Source organism: Achromobacter spanius (assembly GCF_002812705.1).
Taxonomy (GTDB): Bacteria; Pseudomonadota; Gammaproteobacteria; order Burkholderiales; family Burkholderiaceae_B; genus Achromobacter; species Achromobacter spanius.
Window position 1 is genome coordinate 5,326,820 of the sequence record NZ_CP025030.1, and the last position, 15,960, is coordinate 5,342,779.

15 protein-coding genes and 4 tRNA genes are annotated in these 15,960 nt (G+C 62.9%); 7 read left to right on the forward strand and 12 right to left on the reverse strand.

All coding sequences use genetic code 11. The features are described from left to right. Positions 1–60: 60 nt before the first annotated feature. On the reverse strand, positions 61–684 hold the full coding sequence (locus CVS48_RS23990; protein WP_100856631.1) for a cysteine dioxygenase family protein: 624 nt from the start codon (positions 682–684) through the stop codon (positions 61–63). 203 nt (positions 685–887) lie between these two features. On the opposite strand from CVS48_RS23990, the gene CVS48_RS23995 reads away from it, so the two are divergent. From CVS48_RS23995 to CVS48_RS24005, 3 genes are all read left to right on the forward strand, one after another. Further along, complete coding sequence (locus tag CVS48_RS23995) at positions 888–1,661, forward strand: SIR2 family NAD-dependent protein deacylase (RefSeq protein ID WP_100856632.1); 774 nt, start codon at positions 888–890, stop codon at positions 1,659–1,661. Positions 1,662–1,807: 146 nt separating this feature from the next. Beyond that, complete coding sequence (locus CVS48_RS24000; RefSeq protein WP_100857837.1) at positions 1,808–2,407, forward strand: helix-turn-helix domain-containing protein; 600 nt, start codon at positions 1,808–1,810, stop codon at positions 2,405–2,407. A gap of 89 nt (positions 2,408–2,496) precedes the next feature. Beyond that, positions 2,497–2,748, forward strand: coding sequence for a hypothetical protein (locus tag CVS48_RS24005; RefSeq protein WP_172616223.1), 252 nt, complete (start codon positions 2,497–2,499; stop codon positions 2,746–2,748). 149 nt (positions 2,749–2,897) lie between these two features. Here CVS48_RS24005 and CVS48_RS24010 read toward each other — a convergent pair. The 3 genes from CVS48_RS24010 to CVS48_RS24020 all read right to left on the reverse strand — a co-directional run bounded on the left by CVS48_RS24010 (position 2,898) and on the right by CVS48_RS24020 (position 3,502). Continuing rightward, positions 2,898–2,974, reverse strand: a tRNA-Arg gene (locus CVS48_RS24010). A 211-nt stretch (positions 2,975–3,185) separates the two neighbouring features. Next, positions 3,186–3,262 (reverse strand) — tRNA-Arg (locus CVS48_RS24015). 163 nt (positions 3,263–3,425) lie between these two features. Continuing rightward, positions 3,426–3,502 (reverse strand) — tRNA-Arg (locus CVS48_RS24020). 107 nt (positions 3,503–3,609) lie between these two features. Between CVS48_RS24020 and mnmH the strand changes: the two genes are divergently transcribed. Next, the gene (mnmH, locus tag CVS48_RS24025) at positions 3,610–4,668 is read left to right on the forward strand and encodes a tRNA 2-selenouridine(34) synthase MnmH (RefSeq protein ID WP_100857838.1); all 1,059 of its coding nucleotides are present in this window, start codon (positions 3,610–3,612) and stop codon (positions 4,666–4,668) included. Between the two features lie 122 nt (positions 4,669–4,790). Here the strand turns inward: mnmH and CVS48_RS24030 are convergent. The 6 genes from CVS48_RS24030 to cysS all read right to left on the reverse strand — a co-directional run bounded on the left by CVS48_RS24030 (position 4,791) and on the right by cysS (position 10,644). Continuing rightward, positions 4,791–4,883: transfer RNA gene (locus CVS48_RS24030), tRNA-Ser, on the reverse strand. Positions 4,884–4,972: 89 nt separating this feature from the next. Beyond that, positions 4,973–6,238, reverse strand: coding sequence for an aspartate kinase (locus tag CVS48_RS24035; protein WP_050448658.1), 1,266 nt, complete (start codon positions 6,236–6,238; stop codon positions 4,973–4,975). 146 nt (positions 6,239–6,384) lie between these two features. Next, a complete protein-coding gene (gene tilS, locus CVS48_RS24040; RefSeq protein WP_318269876.1) occupies positions 6,385–7,359 on the reverse strand; it encodes a tRNA lysidine(34) synthetase TilS in 975 nt (324 codons plus the stop codon). A 163-nt stretch (positions 7,360–7,522) separates the two neighbouring features. Continuing rightward, positions 7,523–8,488 carry an acetyl-CoA carboxylase carboxyltransferase subunit alpha gene (locus CVS48_RS24045; RefSeq protein WP_050448656.1) on the reverse strand — a complete coding sequence of 322 codons (966 nt, stop codon included), beginning with the start codon at positions 8,486–8,488 and terminating at the stop codon, positions 7,523–7,525. A gap of 36 nt (positions 8,489–8,524) precedes the next feature. Continuing rightward, positions 8,525–9,169, reverse strand: coding sequence for a DNA-3-methyladenine glycosylase family protein (locus CVS48_RS24050; RefSeq protein WP_100856634.1), 645 nt, complete (start codon positions 9,167–9,169; stop codon positions 8,525–8,527). Positions 9,170–9,189: 20 nt separating this feature from the next. Beyond that, positions 9,190–10,644: a cysteine--tRNA ligase gene (cysS, locus tag CVS48_RS24055; protein ID WP_100856635.1), complete on the reverse strand. Its 1,455-nt coding sequence runs from the start codon at positions 10,642–10,644 to the stop codon at positions 9,190–9,192. A gap of 374 nt (positions 10,645–11,018) precedes the next feature. Here cysS and CVS48_RS24060 point away from each other — a divergent pair, with 374 nt between their 5' ends. From CVS48_RS24060 to CVS48_RS24070, 3 genes are all read left to right on the forward strand, one after another. Further along, positions 11,019–11,702 carry a tetratricopeptide repeat protein gene (locus CVS48_RS24060; protein WP_100856636.1) on the forward strand — a complete coding sequence of 228 codons (684 nt, stop codon included), beginning with the start codon at positions 11,019–11,021 and terminating at the stop codon, positions 11,700–11,702. Between the two features lie 134 nt (positions 11,703–11,836). Next, complete coding sequence (locus CVS48_RS24065) at positions 11,837–12,346, forward strand: peptidylprolyl isomerase (protein WP_006225507.1); 510 nt, start codon at positions 11,837–11,839, stop codon at positions 12,344–12,346. Beyond that, positions 12,339–13,106 carry a UDP-2,3-diacylglucosamine diphosphatase gene (locus CVS48_RS24070; RefSeq protein WP_100856637.1) on the forward strand — a complete coding sequence of 256 codons (768 nt, stop codon included), beginning with the start codon at positions 12,339–12,341 and terminating at the stop codon, positions 13,104–13,106. The genes CVS48_RS24065 and CVS48_RS24070 overlap by 8 nt, the downstream gene beginning before the upstream one ends. Positions 13,107–13,488: 382 nt before the next feature. On the opposite strand, the gene CVS48_RS24075 is transcribed toward CVS48_RS24070, so the two are convergent. After that, entirely contained in the window at positions 13,489–14,352 is an 864-nt protein-coding gene (locus tag CVS48_RS24075; protein WP_100856638.1) for an undecaprenyl-diphosphate phosphatase, read from the reverse strand. 17 nt (positions 14,353–14,369) lie between these two features. Continuing rightward, on the reverse strand, positions 14,370–15,956 hold the full coding sequence (locus tag CVS48_RS24080; RefSeq protein WP_100856639.1) for a TerC family protein: 1,587 nt from the start codon (positions 15,954–15,956) through the stop codon (positions 14,370–14,372). Positions 15,957–15,960: the final 4 nt, after the last annotated feature.

Genomic DNA, 15,960 nt, shown 5'->3' on the forward strand with positions numbered 1-15,960 from the left:
CCGCCGAACAACGCGTGGCAGGTGCGAGGCGCGTTGTAGCCACGCGATTGGTAGCCACCTCTAGCCGCCGGCCGCAATGGTGGCGCGCACCGCCGCCGACCGGTCCCACAGATTGGGCAGGCTGGGCGACGAATAGCCCGACACAAAGGGCTTGGGCTGCCCCGTTTCCGGGTCATAGACATGGCGCGACACCGCGCCGATATTGCCGCCGTACAAATGCACGCTGATCGACACTTGGTCCGGGTAGGCATTGGACACGCGATGGATGTCGCCCTCAGCGGGCGACAGTCGTTCAACGTCGCCGGGTTGCAAGGTGGTGGGGTCGCCCACCGGCAGCACGCGACCATCGGCATGACGCACATAGCGCTGGTTGATCTCGGCCCCGCGCAGCATGCCCACGTAGCCCCAGACTTCATGGTCATGGACGGGCGTGAATTGCCCTGGCCCCCAGACAAAGCTGACCAACGAGAATCGCTCCAAGGGGTCGCAGTGCAGCAGGTATTGCTGGTAGTACTGCGGATGGGGCACGGTACAGTCTTCGGGTAGCCAGTCGTCGTGGCGCACCAGGTCGGCAAAGGCATCGCGCAGCGCGGGCGTTTGCGCCAGGGCATCCGGCGTCGCCAAGCGTGTCGCGGTGGCGATGAAGCGGCGAAGCCGGTCCAGGCCGGCGGAAGAATCGGGCATCGCGGGTCTCCTGTTGTTGTGGCAACCGTTGGGTCAACCGTCGTGGCAATCGTTGGGGCAATCCCAGATTAGAAAAGCAGTATCCATCATTCGGGATGCTTGCGCACGCCGGGCCTTGTGTTTTGGTCGCGACATCACGCAAAGCCCTGCTTGACAGCCCCGGGCCACGGCGCGCAGCGTATGCACTGTCTTCAAGGGTTGAAATGGAAAACACGCATCACGATATTCCCCAGGCATTGCTGGATGCGTTGCGCAGCGCGCAGCGTGTCGTAGTTTTCACAGGGGCGGGCGTGTCGGCCGAAAGCGGCATCGCCACCTTTCGCGACGCCTTGACGGGACTGTGGTCGCGCTTCGATGCGCAAGCCTTGGCCACGCCAGAGGCCTTTCGCGCGCATCCCGATATTGTCTGGGGCTGGTATGAATGGCGGCGCGCGCAAGTGCTGCGTGCCACGCCGAACGCCGCGCACCATGCCATCGCGGCGCTGGCGCGCCACGTACCTGAATTGACGGTCGTCACACAGAACGTGGATGACCTGCACGAACGCGCGGGCAGCACGCAGGTGGTGCATCTGCATGGCAGCCTGCACGCGCCGCGCTGCTCGGTGTGCGCCGCGCCGCAAGCCTACGCCAACAATGCGCCCGACGAGCCCGACGAAGGCCGGCGCATTGCCCCGCCCGCCTGCACGCGCTGTGGGCAGCCTGTGCGGCCCGGCGTGGTGTGGTTTGGTGAGAGCCTGCCTGGCGATGCGTGGAGCATCGCGCTGCGCGCGGCAGAGCAGTGCGACGTGCTCTTCAGCATCGGCACATCGGCCCTGGTCTATCCCGCCGCGGAACTGCCGCAGCGCGCGCTGGCAGCGGGCGCGACGGTCGTGCAGGTGAACCCGAACGTCACGCCACTGGACGCCCAGGCGCATTGCAATCTGCATGGCGCGGCCGCCGACGTGATGCCGCGCGTACTGGCGGCGGCTTTTGCATAGCCATGCACTTTGCATACGCCCGGTGAACATTTGTGAAGATCTTTACGACCCACATCGAGTAGAAACGAGCTAGCGCAGCAGTCGAGGGGAAACCCCAAATCTCGCCGCGTCGCCATCGGGCTACAGTGGCGATCGTGGCTTCGACCGTGGAGATCATCATCCCTTTTTCCTGGAGACTTCCCGACGTATTCGTACGTGCGTCGGATGGCACGCTGCACCGTGTTGTGCGCCACGCCACGACCACGGCAACCATCGCCAAACTTGAGAGCATCCCCAGCAATTACCACCTGGATTGCGAATGCATGCTTGATAACGGCGAGGCGCTTACGTGGATCGGAAGCAATCGATATCGTCAAACCAACGGCGACGCAATATTCACCGCTGAACCCGATGTCACGGCCCCGACCCGCGAACGCCGCAAAAGCGGCGCCGCCAAACGGAGCGAACACGGCCCCGCCCCAACAGGCCCGCACAAGAGACGAGCCCACGGGCATAACCCCTTACCACTTGCTGTTGTCAATCTAAAAACCGGCAACGATTGGAGTTTGATACGCGCGTGGCGCGAGCACCTCAATATCACTACCGCTGATATGGCTGCCCGGCTTGGCGTGGATCATTCCATTTACATTGAATTGGAACGGCCACGCCCGCGCCCTCGGCAGATTGTGCTGGACCGAGTCTCCGAGGCCTTGGGCGTGTCACCCGACCAACTTGATGATTCATTGTTTGGGGGCCGTTTCCTGTAGTGCCGCGCCTGCATCGCGCACGCGCGGCGCCCTGAAGCGTCCACACCACTTTGGCGCCGCAACACCGCCGGCCCGTGGAGGTACTGAGTATGCTCGGCACCGCAAGAAGATTGACCGATGTGCTTGTCACATCGCCCGACGGCACCTTGTATCGCATCGAACGCTTCGTTGCGGACCTGGATGCCTATTCCGCGTTGGGCACCTCGCGCTTCGATCCCAAGACGCACTGCATCTGCCGGACTAGCTCCGGCGAAAAAGTCACTTGGTTGGGCGGCCAGGCCTACAAGATGATCAAGAGCGGCGTCTCTTTGACCGCGGTAGACCGACGACGGGGTGGCTGATCGGGGGTGACTTCAATCTGCCTTGCACCAGACAAAACAAAAGCGGCTTGATGGATGACCATCAAGCCGCTTTGCATTGCGTGTTGCCGTTCGCTTTTACGCTTCGGCTGAACCACGACATTTCGGATATCGCGTGTTCAAGAATAAGTTGGTGCGCCCGGCAGGATTCGAACCTACGACCCCCTGGTTCGTAGCCAGGTACTCTATCCAGCTGAGCTACGGGCGCCCCGAAAGAGGCGTGTTTATAACATGAAAAAATAGGGTCGTGCAAATCGAGGGGGAAATTCGATGTGCATCGCTGTCGTGCACGACAGCCGTACAGCCCTTTTCATGCGTTTTCAGGCATTACCCACGCCGCACAAAACAAAAAGGCCTTCGATCGATGATCAAAGGCCTTTCTATTTTCTTTGACGGTGATTTCAGTGTGACCTGAAATCTGGTGCGCCCGGCAGGATTCGAACCTACGACCCCCTGGTTCGTAGCCAGGTACTCTATCCAGCTGAGCTACGGGCGCTCCGACAAAGAGGCAAAATTATATCAGAACAATTTCACCATTACTGCATGTTTACTGCTTTTTTTTTGCTGCTTTTTTTTTGCTGCTTTTTTTGCTTGTTCTACTCAAAGTTTTTAGCGATTCATTCGGCTCAACATCAGCACAATCAAACCACTTCAAAACTTGGTGCGCCCGGCAGGATTCGAACCTACGACCCCCTGGTTCGTAGCCAGGTACTCTATCCAGCTGAGCTACGGGCGCGCGTTCAAGCAAGCCTTGAATAATAGCGTGAATTTTTGCGGCGTGCAAGTTTGGGTGCAGTCAGAAAAGCACTACTCTAATGGCCGCTCAACACAACGGCCTTGAACGTGAAACACCTGCTCGCTGATCTGGAACAGCTTACCGACTTCGACGAAATCATCGACGTGCGTTCACCGCTGGAGTACGCCATCGACCACATTCCCGGCGCCATCAGCGCACCGGTACTGAACGACGAAGAGCGCGTGCAAGTCGGCACGTTGTACACCCAGGTCTCGCCCTTCGAAGCCTCGCGCATTGGCGCCGCGATCGTCGCGCGCAACATCGCGAGGCACCTGGAAACCACGTTCGTCGATCGGCCGCAAGGTTGGCGCCCGCTGGTGTACTGCTGGCGCGGCGGCAAGCGTTCGGGTTCGATGACGGTGATGTTCAACATGATCGGTTGGCGTGCCAGGCAATTGAACGGCGGCTACAAACGCTACCGAGGCGCCACGCTGCTTGCCTTGGACACCCTGCCCCTCGCGTTGCGCTGCGTGGTCCTTGTCGGCCCCACGGGCAGCGGCAAAACGCGCCTGCTGCACGCGCTTGAATCGGCCGGCGCACAGACGCTGGACCTTGAGCACCTGGCATCCCATCGCGGCTCGCTGCTGGGCGCCGTGCCGGGCGTTCCACAACCCTCACAAAAGCGTTTCGACACCCTGCTCGCAGCGCGCCTGCGCGCCTTGGACACCACTCGCCCCGTGTTCGTTGAAGCGGAAAGCCGCAAGATCGGCGCCGTGGCATTGCCCCCTGCGCTATTGCAAGCCATGCATCAAGGCGCGTGCATTGAAGTGGTCTGCACCCCCGAAGACCGCGCGGCGTTTCTGCAGCAGGACTACGCACAATTGTTCGACAACGCCGATTGGCTCAAGGAACAGTTGCAACGCCTGCTTGGCCTGCACAGCCGCGACGTCATCAAGGGCTGGCTACAGATGGTGGACGAAGGCCGTCGCATGGATCTGGCAAGCGACCTGATCAGCCGCCACTACGACCCGGCATATGCCCGCAGTGGCCACGCGCACTACACGCAACTGCCGCAAGCGAGGCAGATGAGGTTCAGGCCAAACGATGCGGATGTGGTGGAACAGGCACGCGCGTTGCTGGCGGAGATACAGGCGGAAGCGATGTAGATAAAAGCGGTGTAGATGAAAGCGATGCAGATAAAGCCGACATGAAAAAACCCCGCAATCACTTACGCGATTGCGGGGTTTTTATCTTCAACGCTGTACTTAAGCCAGCGCCGAAGCTTATCTGGCGGAGACGGTGGGATTCGAACCCACGATGCAGTTTTTAGCCACATACTCCCTTAGCAGGGGAGCCCCTTCAGCCTCTCGGGCACGTCTCCGAAAAGAGAACGAGATTCTAGCACGAATTTTTTGGCCGTTGCCCACAAACGGGGTCATCATGCAAAAAAACGTGCCGGACTCGCTGCCTTTATTCCTTGGCGCCCGGCGCCTGGTCCAGGCCGAACGCCTTGTGCAGCGCGCGCACGCCCAATTCCATGTACTTGTCGTCGATGATGACAGACGTCTTGATTTCGCTGGTGCTGATCATCTGGATGTTGATGCCTTCTTGCGAAAGCGTCTGGAACATCAGGCTGGCCACGCCCACGTGCGAACGCATGCCGATGCCCACGATCGAGACCTTGGCAACCTTCTCGTCGGTGGACAGTTCACGCGCGCCCACGGCGGGGATGACTTCGCGCTTGAGCAGCTCGACGGCGCGCGCGAATTCGTTGCGGTTCACGGTGAACGAGAAGTCGGTGGTGCCAGCCACGGACTGGTTCTGCACGATCATGTCGACGTCGATATTGGCGGCGGCGACCGGACCCAGGATGGAGAAAGCGATACCCGGTTTGTCGGGCACCGCCAGCAAGGTGATTTTGGCTTCGTCGCGGCTGAAGGCGATGCCGGAGACTACGGCGGCTTCCATTTTTTCGTCTTCCTCAAAAGTAATCAGCGTGCCCGAGACCATTTCTTCGTCGAGCGGAATGAGCGGGTCGGTCAGCGAGGACAACACCCGGACCGGTACACGGTATTTGCCGGCGAATTCCACCGAGCGGATCTGCAGCACCTTGGAACCCAGCGACGCCATTTCCAGCATTTCCTCGAAGGAAACGACGGCCATGCGGCGCGCTTCGGGCACCACGCGGGGATCGGTCGTGTAGACGCCGTCCACGTCGGTGTAGATCAGGCATTCGTCGGCCTTGATGGCGGCCGCCACGGCCACGGCCGAGGTGTCCGAACCACCACGGCCCAGCGTCGTGATGTGGCCTTCGGGGTCAATGCCCTGGAAGCCGGTCACGATCACCACGCGGCCCGCGTCGAGATCAGCGCGCACGCGCGCATCGTCGATGGAGCTGATGCGGGCTTTGGTGAACGACGAATCGGTGCGCACCGGCACTTGCCAACCGGCATAGCTGCGCGCGGGCACGCCTTCGGCCTGCAACGCAATGGCCAGCAAACCGCTGCTGGCCTGCTCGCCGGTGGCGGCGATCATATCGAGTTCGCGGCCATCGGGCTGGGGCGAAATTTCGCGCGCCAGACCCAGCAGGCGATTGGTTTCGCCCGCCATTGCCGACGGCACAACAACAACTTGGTGGCCGGCGGCATGCCACTTCGCGACGCGACGCGCCACGTTTCGGATGCGCTCGACCGAGCCCATCGAAGTACCGCCATATTTGTGAACGATCAGGGACATCTCGTACTCTGGCTGGAAACCCGCCGCAAAGTGGTGACGGGCAAAACCATATATTCTAGCGCGGCGGTAAAAATTTGCTCAATTTGTACGAATTTACGTTCATTGGGCGGTTATTTTCCCGAAGATTCCTGCGCAAACCACAGTCGCTATCCGCGCGGCTCGACCCAGACCCGTCCCCGATGGCAGCGCACCACATGGCCGGCCTGCTCCACCCGCAACTGGCGGTCATGGCCCAGGCTGTGCAGCTCGCGCAGTTGGCGCAGCAGGTCGCGCAGGCGCGCATCCGTGGGCATGCGCGCGCCGTTTTGTTGCAGCCAGAAGCGCAGCACCTGCGCCTGGCGCGCCGGCGACAATTCCCGCCACGCCTTCAACGAGAAGCTGGCGCCGTCTGCACTCGGTTCCAGCCGCGCAAAATCCTCGCGTGCCACCTCGTCCAGGATCTGGGCGGCTTCGCCCATGTGGGCGGCGTGCCGCGCCACAATGGCGCGCCAGCCGGGCCAGCGGCTGTCCAGCACCGGCGCCAGCAATTCGCGCACGGCGGCGCGTGTGTAGCGCGGGTCGGCATTGGTGGGGTCTTGTACCGGGCGCCAGCCGCAGGCGTCTTCGACGGCAGCGGCGGCCTGCAAGATCGTGGCGCGGTCCTGCCCCAACCAAGGACGCAAGTAGGTAATGCCATCGCGAGCGGAAGCGTCGGACATGGCCGCCATGCCCACCAGGCCCGTGCCGCGCAGCAGGCGTAGCAATACCGTTTCGGCCTGGTCGTTGCGGTGATGCGCCAGCAGCACGTGGTTGATGCCCTGTGCCCGCGCAAGCTGCGCCAGCGCCGCGTAGCGGGCGTCGCGCGCGGCGGCCTCGATCCCTTTGCCCGCGCCCTGCTCCACCCGCACGCGGGCTTCCTGGATCGGTAGCCCCAGCAAGGCACTCAAGGCATGGACCTGCCGCCCCCAGTCGTCGGCGGCCGCCTGCAAGCCATGGTGTACGTGCAAGAGCGCAAGCTCGATACCCAATTCACGCGCCACCGCAGCCGCGTGCACGGCCAGCATGGCCGAGTCGGCGCCACCGCTCAAGGCCACGCCGATGCGTGCCGGTTGCACCGGGAGCGCACGCAAGGCCAGTCGCAACGCCGTCAGCAGCGCGGGCGTCAGGGGCAGCGCGACGGACGCGCAACGCAACACGCCCGACTCGGCCGCAAGGGGCGTGTCGGGCATGGGTGGCGTGTTCATGATGCAGGGCGCGGGCGGCGCGGCCGTGGCGCCGGCCAAGCGGCCAGCGCCCTTGCCTGCGTTACGCGCGCACTTCCTGGTAGGCGCCGTAGGACAGCAGGCGTTGCACGCGCTGTTCCACAAGCTGCTCGGGCGTCATGCCTTGCAATTGGCGCAGGGCATCGCCCAGCGCGCGGCGCAGCAGGCGGGCCATGACGCGGGGGTCACGATGGGCGCCGCCCACCGGTTCGTTGACCACGCGGTCGACCAGGCCCAGATCCTTCAAGCGCGGCGCGATGATGGCCAGGGCTTCGGCGGCGTCCGGCGCCTTGTCGGCGCTGCGCCACAAGATGGACGCGCAGCCTTCGGGCGAGATCACGGCGTAGGTGGCGTATTGCAGCATCAGCACGGCATTGCCCACGGCAATCGCCAGCGCGCCGCCGGAGCCGCCTTCGCCGATGATCGTGCAGATGATGGGGACCTTGAGCTCGGCCATGGCGTACAGGTTATGGCCAATGGCTTCCGACTGTCCGCGCTCTTCGGCGCCGATGCCTGGGTAAGCGCCCGGGGTGTCCACGAAGGTGAACACGGGGACGCCGAATTTTTCAGCCAGGCGCATCAGGCGCAGGGCCTTGCGATAGCCTTCGGGACGCGGCATGCCGAAATTGCGGGCGGCGCGTTCCTTGGTGTCGCGGCCCTTTTGATGGCCGATGACCATGCAGGGCGTGCCGTTGAACCGCGCCAACCCACCAATGATGGATTGATCGTCGGCGTACATGCGGTCGCCGTGCAGTTCGTGGAAGTCGGTGAACATTTCGCGCACGTAGTCCAGCGTGTAGGGACGCTGGGGATGGCGGGCGACAAGGGCCGTCTGCCAAGGCGTGAGCTTGGCGTAGATTTCCTTGGCCAAGGTCTGGCTCTTTTGCTGCAGACGTCCGATTTCATCGGAGATGTCTACCGCCGAATCGGCCTGCACATAGCGCAGCTGCTCGATCTTGTTTTCAAGTTCGGCCAGCGGCTGTTCAAATTCCAGAAATGTATTGCGCATGTAGTGTGGTTCCGTAGATGGGCTGCCTGGTGTGCATCAGTACTGGACCGGTGTCGGTTCCAGACTGCGCCATAAGTACCAGGTTGCCACGGTACGCCAGGGCTGCCACGCCAGCGAGACTTCGCGAGCCTCGAAGCGCGAGACAGGCTCGCCACTGAAATAGTGTAGCGAGATTGCCTTGAGCAACCCTGGATCATCCAGCGGCAGGACGTCAGGCCGCTGTAGATTGAAAATCAAAAACATCTCCGCCGTCCAGCGCCCAATGCCCCGGATGGCGACCAACTCAGAAATAACGGCTTCGTCGTCCATCGCCGCCCATTTTTCAGGGTGGACGCGGCGTTCACCGAAGTGCACGGCCAGGTCGAGCACGTACTCGGCCTTGCGTTGCGACAGCCCTGCCTTACGCAAGCCTTCCAGGCCCACGCGCAGCACGGCCACGGGCGTCGGACGCTTGCCCACGGCTTCGATGAACTTGGTCCAGACGCCGTCGGCCGCCTTGGCCGAGACCTGCTGGCCGATGATGGCGCGTGCCAAGGTCACGAACGGCGTGCCGCGCGAGGTCAACCAGACTTCAGGGTGCTGGGGGATGACCTTTTTCAGGATGCGGTCGCGCCGCATCAGATGGGCGACGGCGGTTTCCCAATATTCAGGCTTGGGAATGTCGAGATCGGGGGTGGACATATCGGGCGTATCCACTGGGCTCACGCCCGTCGCCATTGCGTCAAGCCACCGGGCTTGTCATCAAGTTCGATGCCGGCCTCACGCAGTTCGGCGCGGATACGATCCGCTTCGGCGAAATCGCGGGCGGCCTTGGCGGCGGCGCGGGCGTCGATCAGGGCCTGGATGGCCGTGGCGTCCAGCGTGGCGCGCTGGCCTTGCTCGATGGCCGCCGCCGAATAGCGGGTGGGCGATTGGAAATACGTTGCCGGGTCCTGCTGCAACAAGCCCAACAGGCTAGCCAGTGCCTTCAACTGGCCGGCGCTACGCGCGCTCTTGCCTCGGTTGGCTTCGGACGCCAGTTCGAACAGGGCCGCGACGGCACCCGAGCTGTTGAAGTCGTCATCCATGGCCGCCTTGAAGGCCTGGGCCTGCGGCTCGTTCCAGTCGATGCCCTGATCGTCGGCGGGCACGTTCTGCAAGGCCTGGTACAGGCGGTCCAGTGCGTTTTGCGCGTCGATCAGGTTGTCTGGCGTGTAGTTCTGCGAGCTGCGGTAGTGATTGCGCACGATGAAGAAGCGCACCATTTCCGCTTCACGCGGGTTCACGCTGTAGTTGGCGTCATCGGTGGCCGGGTCGTCCTGGGCGATGGTTTGGCGGATGGTGCGGAAATTGCCCAGGGACTTGGACATCTTGTCCGAATCGACCATGAGCGGGCCGCAATGCATCCAGACGTTGGCCAGCGTGCCGCCGAACGCGCCTTCGGTCTGCGCGATTTCGTTTTCGTGGTGCGGAAATTTCAGGTCGGGGCCGCCGCCGTGGATATCCAGCGGCAAGCCCAACAGGGATTTGCTCATGGCCGAGCATTCGATGTGCCAGCCCGGGCGGCCCATGCCGTAGGGCGATTCCCATTTGGTGTCGTCGGGTTCTTCGGCCTTGGCCGACTTCCACAGCACGAAGTCCAGCGGGTCGCGCTTGGCCGAACCCACCGCGACGCGCTCGCCGGCACGCAGGTCGTCCAGCGTCTTGCCGGAAAGCTTGCCGTAGCCGGGGAACCCGCGCACGGCGTAGTTCACGTCGCCGTCACCGGCCTGATAGGCCAGGCCGTTCTGTTCGAGCTTGCCGATGATGTCCAGCATCTCGCCGACGTACTGCGTGGCGCGCGGCTCGCGGTCGGGCGACTCAACGCCCAGCGCCTGCTCGTCGGCATGCATGGCGGCAATGTAGAACTCGGTGACTTCGCCGATGCGGCGGCCGGTTTCAACGGCGCGGCGGATGATCTTGTCGTCGATGTCCGTGATGTTGCGCACGTAGTCGACGGCCAGGCCGCTGGCGCGCAGCCAACGCTGCACGACATCGAACGACACCAGCATGCGGGCATGACCCAGATGGCAGAAGTCGTACACCGTCATGCCACACACGTACATGCGCACCTGACCAGCCTGGGCCGGTTTGAACGGTTCTTTGGTACGCGATAACGTGTTGTAGATTTGCAGCATGGCGCTTATGAATTGTCTGATTGCTTTCCGCGGCGGAATCGGAAAAAGTTGCTCGGGCGGGACGATACCCGCGCAGCTTGCCGCCATCGAGGGCCGCTGTCGAGGGCCGCTGTCGAGGACATACTGCCCTCGGCTTTGCAGCCCCCCCCTGTTGCAGCCCCTGTTGCAGCCCTTGCTGCAGCCCCTGTTGCAGCCCCTGCTGCAGCCCTCTGCCCTTGGCTTTGCAGCCCTCGGATTTGCAGGCTCTGGCCTAAGCTCTGACTCATGCCGAACCAAAAACGCAACCGGGGCTAAAATGGCGGTCGTCAAGTATAGCAAGCGGCCCGGTCGCACGTATCAGTGCTGCCCGGCCACGACTTTTAACGGATACCCACGTGACGATCAAGCCGCGTTTTTTTGTCGCCCTGCTCGCCCTGGCCCTTGCCGGCGTGCCGGCTGGAACCGCCCTTGCCCAGTCGATGGCTGGCGGCGGCGGAGCCAACCCGAACGCCACACGCACTACCCTGGATCCCATTCCGCCCGAAGGCGGCTGGGACGCCCTGGCCAATTTGCTGGAAGCGGCGAAACCCGGCGTCGACACGCGGCTGACGCCTTCGGCATCGCAGATCACCACGCGCATCGAAACGCTGCTGAACCGTGGCGACAACGAAGAAGCGCTGGCGATGATCGAAAAGCGCCAGGCTGAAATCAAGGACCAGCGCGGCACCGATGTGCAACTGATGTTCCAGCACGCGCGCGCCCTGGCTGCCCTGGACCGCCCGGGAGAAGCCATCGACATCTATACCGAAATGACCACGCGTTTCCCGGAGCTTCCGGAACCTTGGAATAATCTGGCCGCTCTATATGCCAGCCGCGGAGAACTTGAAAAAGCACAAGATGCCCTGCAAATGGCATTACGCGCTGACCCCGGCTATGCCGCCGCCCGAGCCAATCTGGGCGATCTGCAACTTCTACAGGCCCTGCGCACTTACAAGAAGGCCGCCAGCGATGGCGTGCCGGGCATGCAGGAAAAGGCCCGTGAAGTCGAAACCATGCTGAAGGATAAACAAGGCAAATGATGTCCCGTTACTCCCCCTTTCACCTGCTGCGCCTGACGGCGTGCTCGTTCGCGCTGGCCGCATTTGCCCCAGCGCTTGTCAGCGCCGCCCCAGCGGCCTCCTCCTCCACCACTACTTCTGAAGGCACAAAAGCCATGAGCACCAATCCGCGCGTCAAGCTCGTCACGAACCAAGGCGATATGGTCATCACCCTGGATGCCGCCAAGGCCCCCAAGACCGTCGAAAACTTCCTGACCTACGTCAAGGAAGGCTTCTACAACGGCACGGTGTTCCACCGCGTGATCGACGGTTTCATGATCCAGGGCGGCGGCTTCGAACCCGGCATGAAGCAAAAGCAGACGCATGCCCCCATCGAAAACGAAGCCAACAACGGCTTGAAGAACGACAAGTACACCCTGGCGATGGCCCGCACCAGCGACCCGCACTCGGCCACCGCGCAGTTCTTCATCAACGTGTCCAACAACGACTTCCTGAACTTCACGTCGCCCACGCCGAATGGCTGGGGCTATGCCGTGTTCGGCACCATCACCGAAGGCACCGACGTGGTCGAGAAGATCAAGGGCGTGAAGACCGGCAACAAGGGCTTCCACCAGAACGTGCCCAACGAAGACGTGATCATCGAGAAGGCCGAAATTCTTGAATAAGATTGCCCTGCCCGGCCCGATCTGGCTGGCGTCCGACCTGCACCTGGGGCCGGCCACGCCGGCCACGTCCGAGGCATTCCTGGCATTCCTGGAAGCCGCGCAAGAAGACGCCGCCGCCTTGCTGCTGCCGGGCGACATCTTTGACGCCTGGATCGGCGACGACGTGATCCGCGCCGCGCCACCGTGGCTTGCCACGGTGCTGACGGCGCTGCGCGAGACGGCCGCGCGCATTCCGGTGTGGCTGGGCCGCGGCAACCGCGACTTCCTCATCGGGGAAGAACTGGCCAATGCCGTGGGCGCCAAGCTGTTGCCCGAACCGGCGCTGCTGGAAACGGATTTTGGCCAGGTACTGCTGACGCACGGCGACGAGTTCTGTACGGATGACGCCGCGTATCAGCAGTTCCGCAAGATGGTCCGCAATCCGCAATGGCAGGCCGAATTCCTTGGCAAGAGCATTCCCGACCGCCTGGCGATGGCGCAGCAGGCCCGCGGCGAAAGCCAGGCGGCCAACCAGACGAAGTCCATGGAAATCATGGACGTCAATGGCGCGGCCATCGACGCAGTCTTCCGCGACACCGGCGTGCGCGTGCTGGTGCACGGGCACACCCACCGCCCGGCGCGCCACGTGCTGGACATCGACGGCAAGAAATGCGAACGCTGGGTACTGCCCGACTGGGACTTCGACCACGTCTCGCCCCCCCGCGGCGGCTGGCTCACCATCGACCGCGACGGGTTAGAGTTCTACGACCTGGAAACGTAGGATGGGTGTAGCGCGGCAAGGCACGGATAAGAATCCCAATGCCCAACGCGCAAACCCATCAAGCAGCGTTGAAATCCATAGCGGATGCCGCCATCAAGCAGCATGGAAAATCCGTAGCGGATGCCGTTTGATGGGTTTGCGCGTTGTACCGCCTTCGCGCTAGCCTTGCAACGTCTCGCGCCACACCCATCCTACGATGGGTATGGCGCCGCAGGGCATGGATAAAAACCCCCATCGTGCAGCAGCCGTAGGATGGGTGTAGCGCGGCAGGGCATGGATAAAAACCCCAGCCCCCATCGCGCAAACCCATCAAACATCCCCCCACCGCACGACAGGCGCCGCGCGGCAAAACCCCTACCCTGCGCGTATCTTCAACACCGCCTCAGCGCGTAAAAATCCACGCCGCCACAACCCCGCCGAACACGATCCGGTACCACGCGAACACTCTATACGTATGGTTCGCCACAAATCGCAGCACCGCGCGCACAACCACCATCGCGCTCAGGAACGCCGCGATGAAGCCCACGGCGATGCCCGACAAATCATGCTGGGTCAGCACGCCGAAGTTCTTGTACATATCAAAGACGGCCGCGCCAAGCATCGTGGGCATGGCCAGGAAGAACGAGAACTCCGTTGCCGTCTTGCGCTGAATGCCGGCAATCATCCCGCCAATGATCGTGGCGCCCGACCGCGACGTGCCCGGGATCATCGCAAAGCACTGCGCCACCCCCACGCCCAACGCCTGCTTCCAGGTGATCTGCTCCAGCGTGTGCGCCGACGCCCGTTCATCGGATGCCGTATCGTCCGCCGCGCCCGGTGCATCGCCCGGCGTGTGGTGGGTCTTGCGCTCGACATACAGCATGATCAACCCGCCCACCACCAGCGTCACGACCACCACGCCCGGGTGATAGAACACCGACTTGATGGTCTTGATGAAGATCGCGCCGATGACTGCCGCCGGCAGGAACGCGATGATCAGGTTGCGGGTGAACGCGACCTCGCTGGCCACGCCGGTCAGCGTGCCGCGGATCAGCTGGAGCAGCCGCGCGCGGAACACCCACATCACCGCCAGGATCGAGCCAAGCTGGATCACCACCTCGAACACCTTGCCATCGCTGGACTGGAAATTGATCCAGTCGCCCACCAGGATCAGGTGGCCGGTGCTGGACACGGGGATGAACTCGGTCAGGCCTTCAAGAATGCCAAGGATGAAGGCCTTGATCAGGTAGAGCGCGTTATCAGTCACGTTGGATAAGGGTCCGGTTAATCGTTGGCCAGGGGGGCTTCGTCCGACAGCATTTCCTGCGGCCGCTTTTCAACGCGCACCAGCGCGATCCGGCGACCGTCCATCTCCAGCACCTCGAAGCGGAAATGCTGGTAATGAATTTCGTATTCGCAAACATCGCCCGGCTTGGGCAGGTGGCCGAAGCGCGACAGCAGGTAGCCCGCCAGCGTCGAGAATTCCTGCGCGTCGTCCACCAGGCCTTCGGTTTCCAGCACCTGCTCAACGTGGTGCAGGTCAGCCGCGCCGTCGATCTTCCAGGTGTTGTCGCCGTCGGCCACGATGTCGGGCAGTTCGTCCTCGTCGGGGAACTCACCGGCGATGGCTTCGAATACATCAATCGGCGTGACCAGGCCTTCAATGGCGCCGAACTCGTCGGCCACCAGCACCAGTTGGCCCCGTGAGCGCTTGAGCGTATCCATCAGGCGCAGGATGCCGATGGACTCGTGCACGATGATGGGGTCGCGCAGGCGATTGCGGCGCACGCGGCCCTCGGTAATCAGGTCCGCAACCAGGTCCTTGGCGCGCGCAATGCCCAGCACCTCGTCCAGCGAACCCCGGCAGACGGGGAAGAAGCTATGCGGCGCCTCGGTCAATTGGTGGCGAATCAGGTCCGGGTCGTCATCGATATTGATCCACGACACATCCGTGCGCGGCGTCATGATGGACCGGATGGAACGTTCGGCCAGGGTCAGCACCCCGCTGACCATGTTGCGCTCTTCAACGCCGAAGGCCGGCATGGCCGGGCCGTCCATGTTGGGCAGATCGGCCTCGTCGCTGGCGGGCGGGCGCTTGCCCAGCATGCGCAGCACGGCCGAGGCGGTGCGTTCCCGCATGGGACGGCGGGCGTCCAGCTTGAGCAGGTTGCGGCGCGCCACCTGATTCAACGCTTCAATGGCTACCGAGAAGCCGATGGCCGCATACAGATAGCCCTTGGGCACCTTGAAGCCAAACGCTTCGGCCAGCAGCGAGAAACCGATCATCAGCAAGAAGCCCAGGCACAGCACCACCACGGTGGGATGCGCGTTGACGAAGCGCGTCAGCGGCTTGGAGGCGATCAGCATGATGCCGATGGCGATGACGACGGCAATCATCATGATGGCCAGGTGGTCCACCATGCCCACGGCCGTGATGACCGAGTCCAGCGAGAACACCGCGTCCAGCACCACGATCTGCGTCACGATCACCCAGAAGCTGGCGTACACGCGCGGGCCTGACGAGCCACTGTGAAACCCGCCTTCCAGGCGCTCGTGCAGTTCCATCGTGCCCTTGAACAGCAGGAACAAGCCGCCCACCATCAGGATCAGATCGCGTCCCGACGGGGACAAGGGGCCGACCGAAAACAAGGGTGTGGTCAAGGTGACCAGCCACGACATGACGGACAGCAAACCCAGGCGCATGATCAGCGCAAGGCTCAACCCCAGGACGCGAGCGCGGTCGCGTTGCTCGGGGGGAAGCTTGTCCGCCAGGATGGCGATGAAAATCAGGTTATCAATGCCCAGGACGATCTCAAGGACGACCAGGGTAAGCAAGCCGACCCACGCGGCGGGGTCCAGCAGCCACTCCATCAGG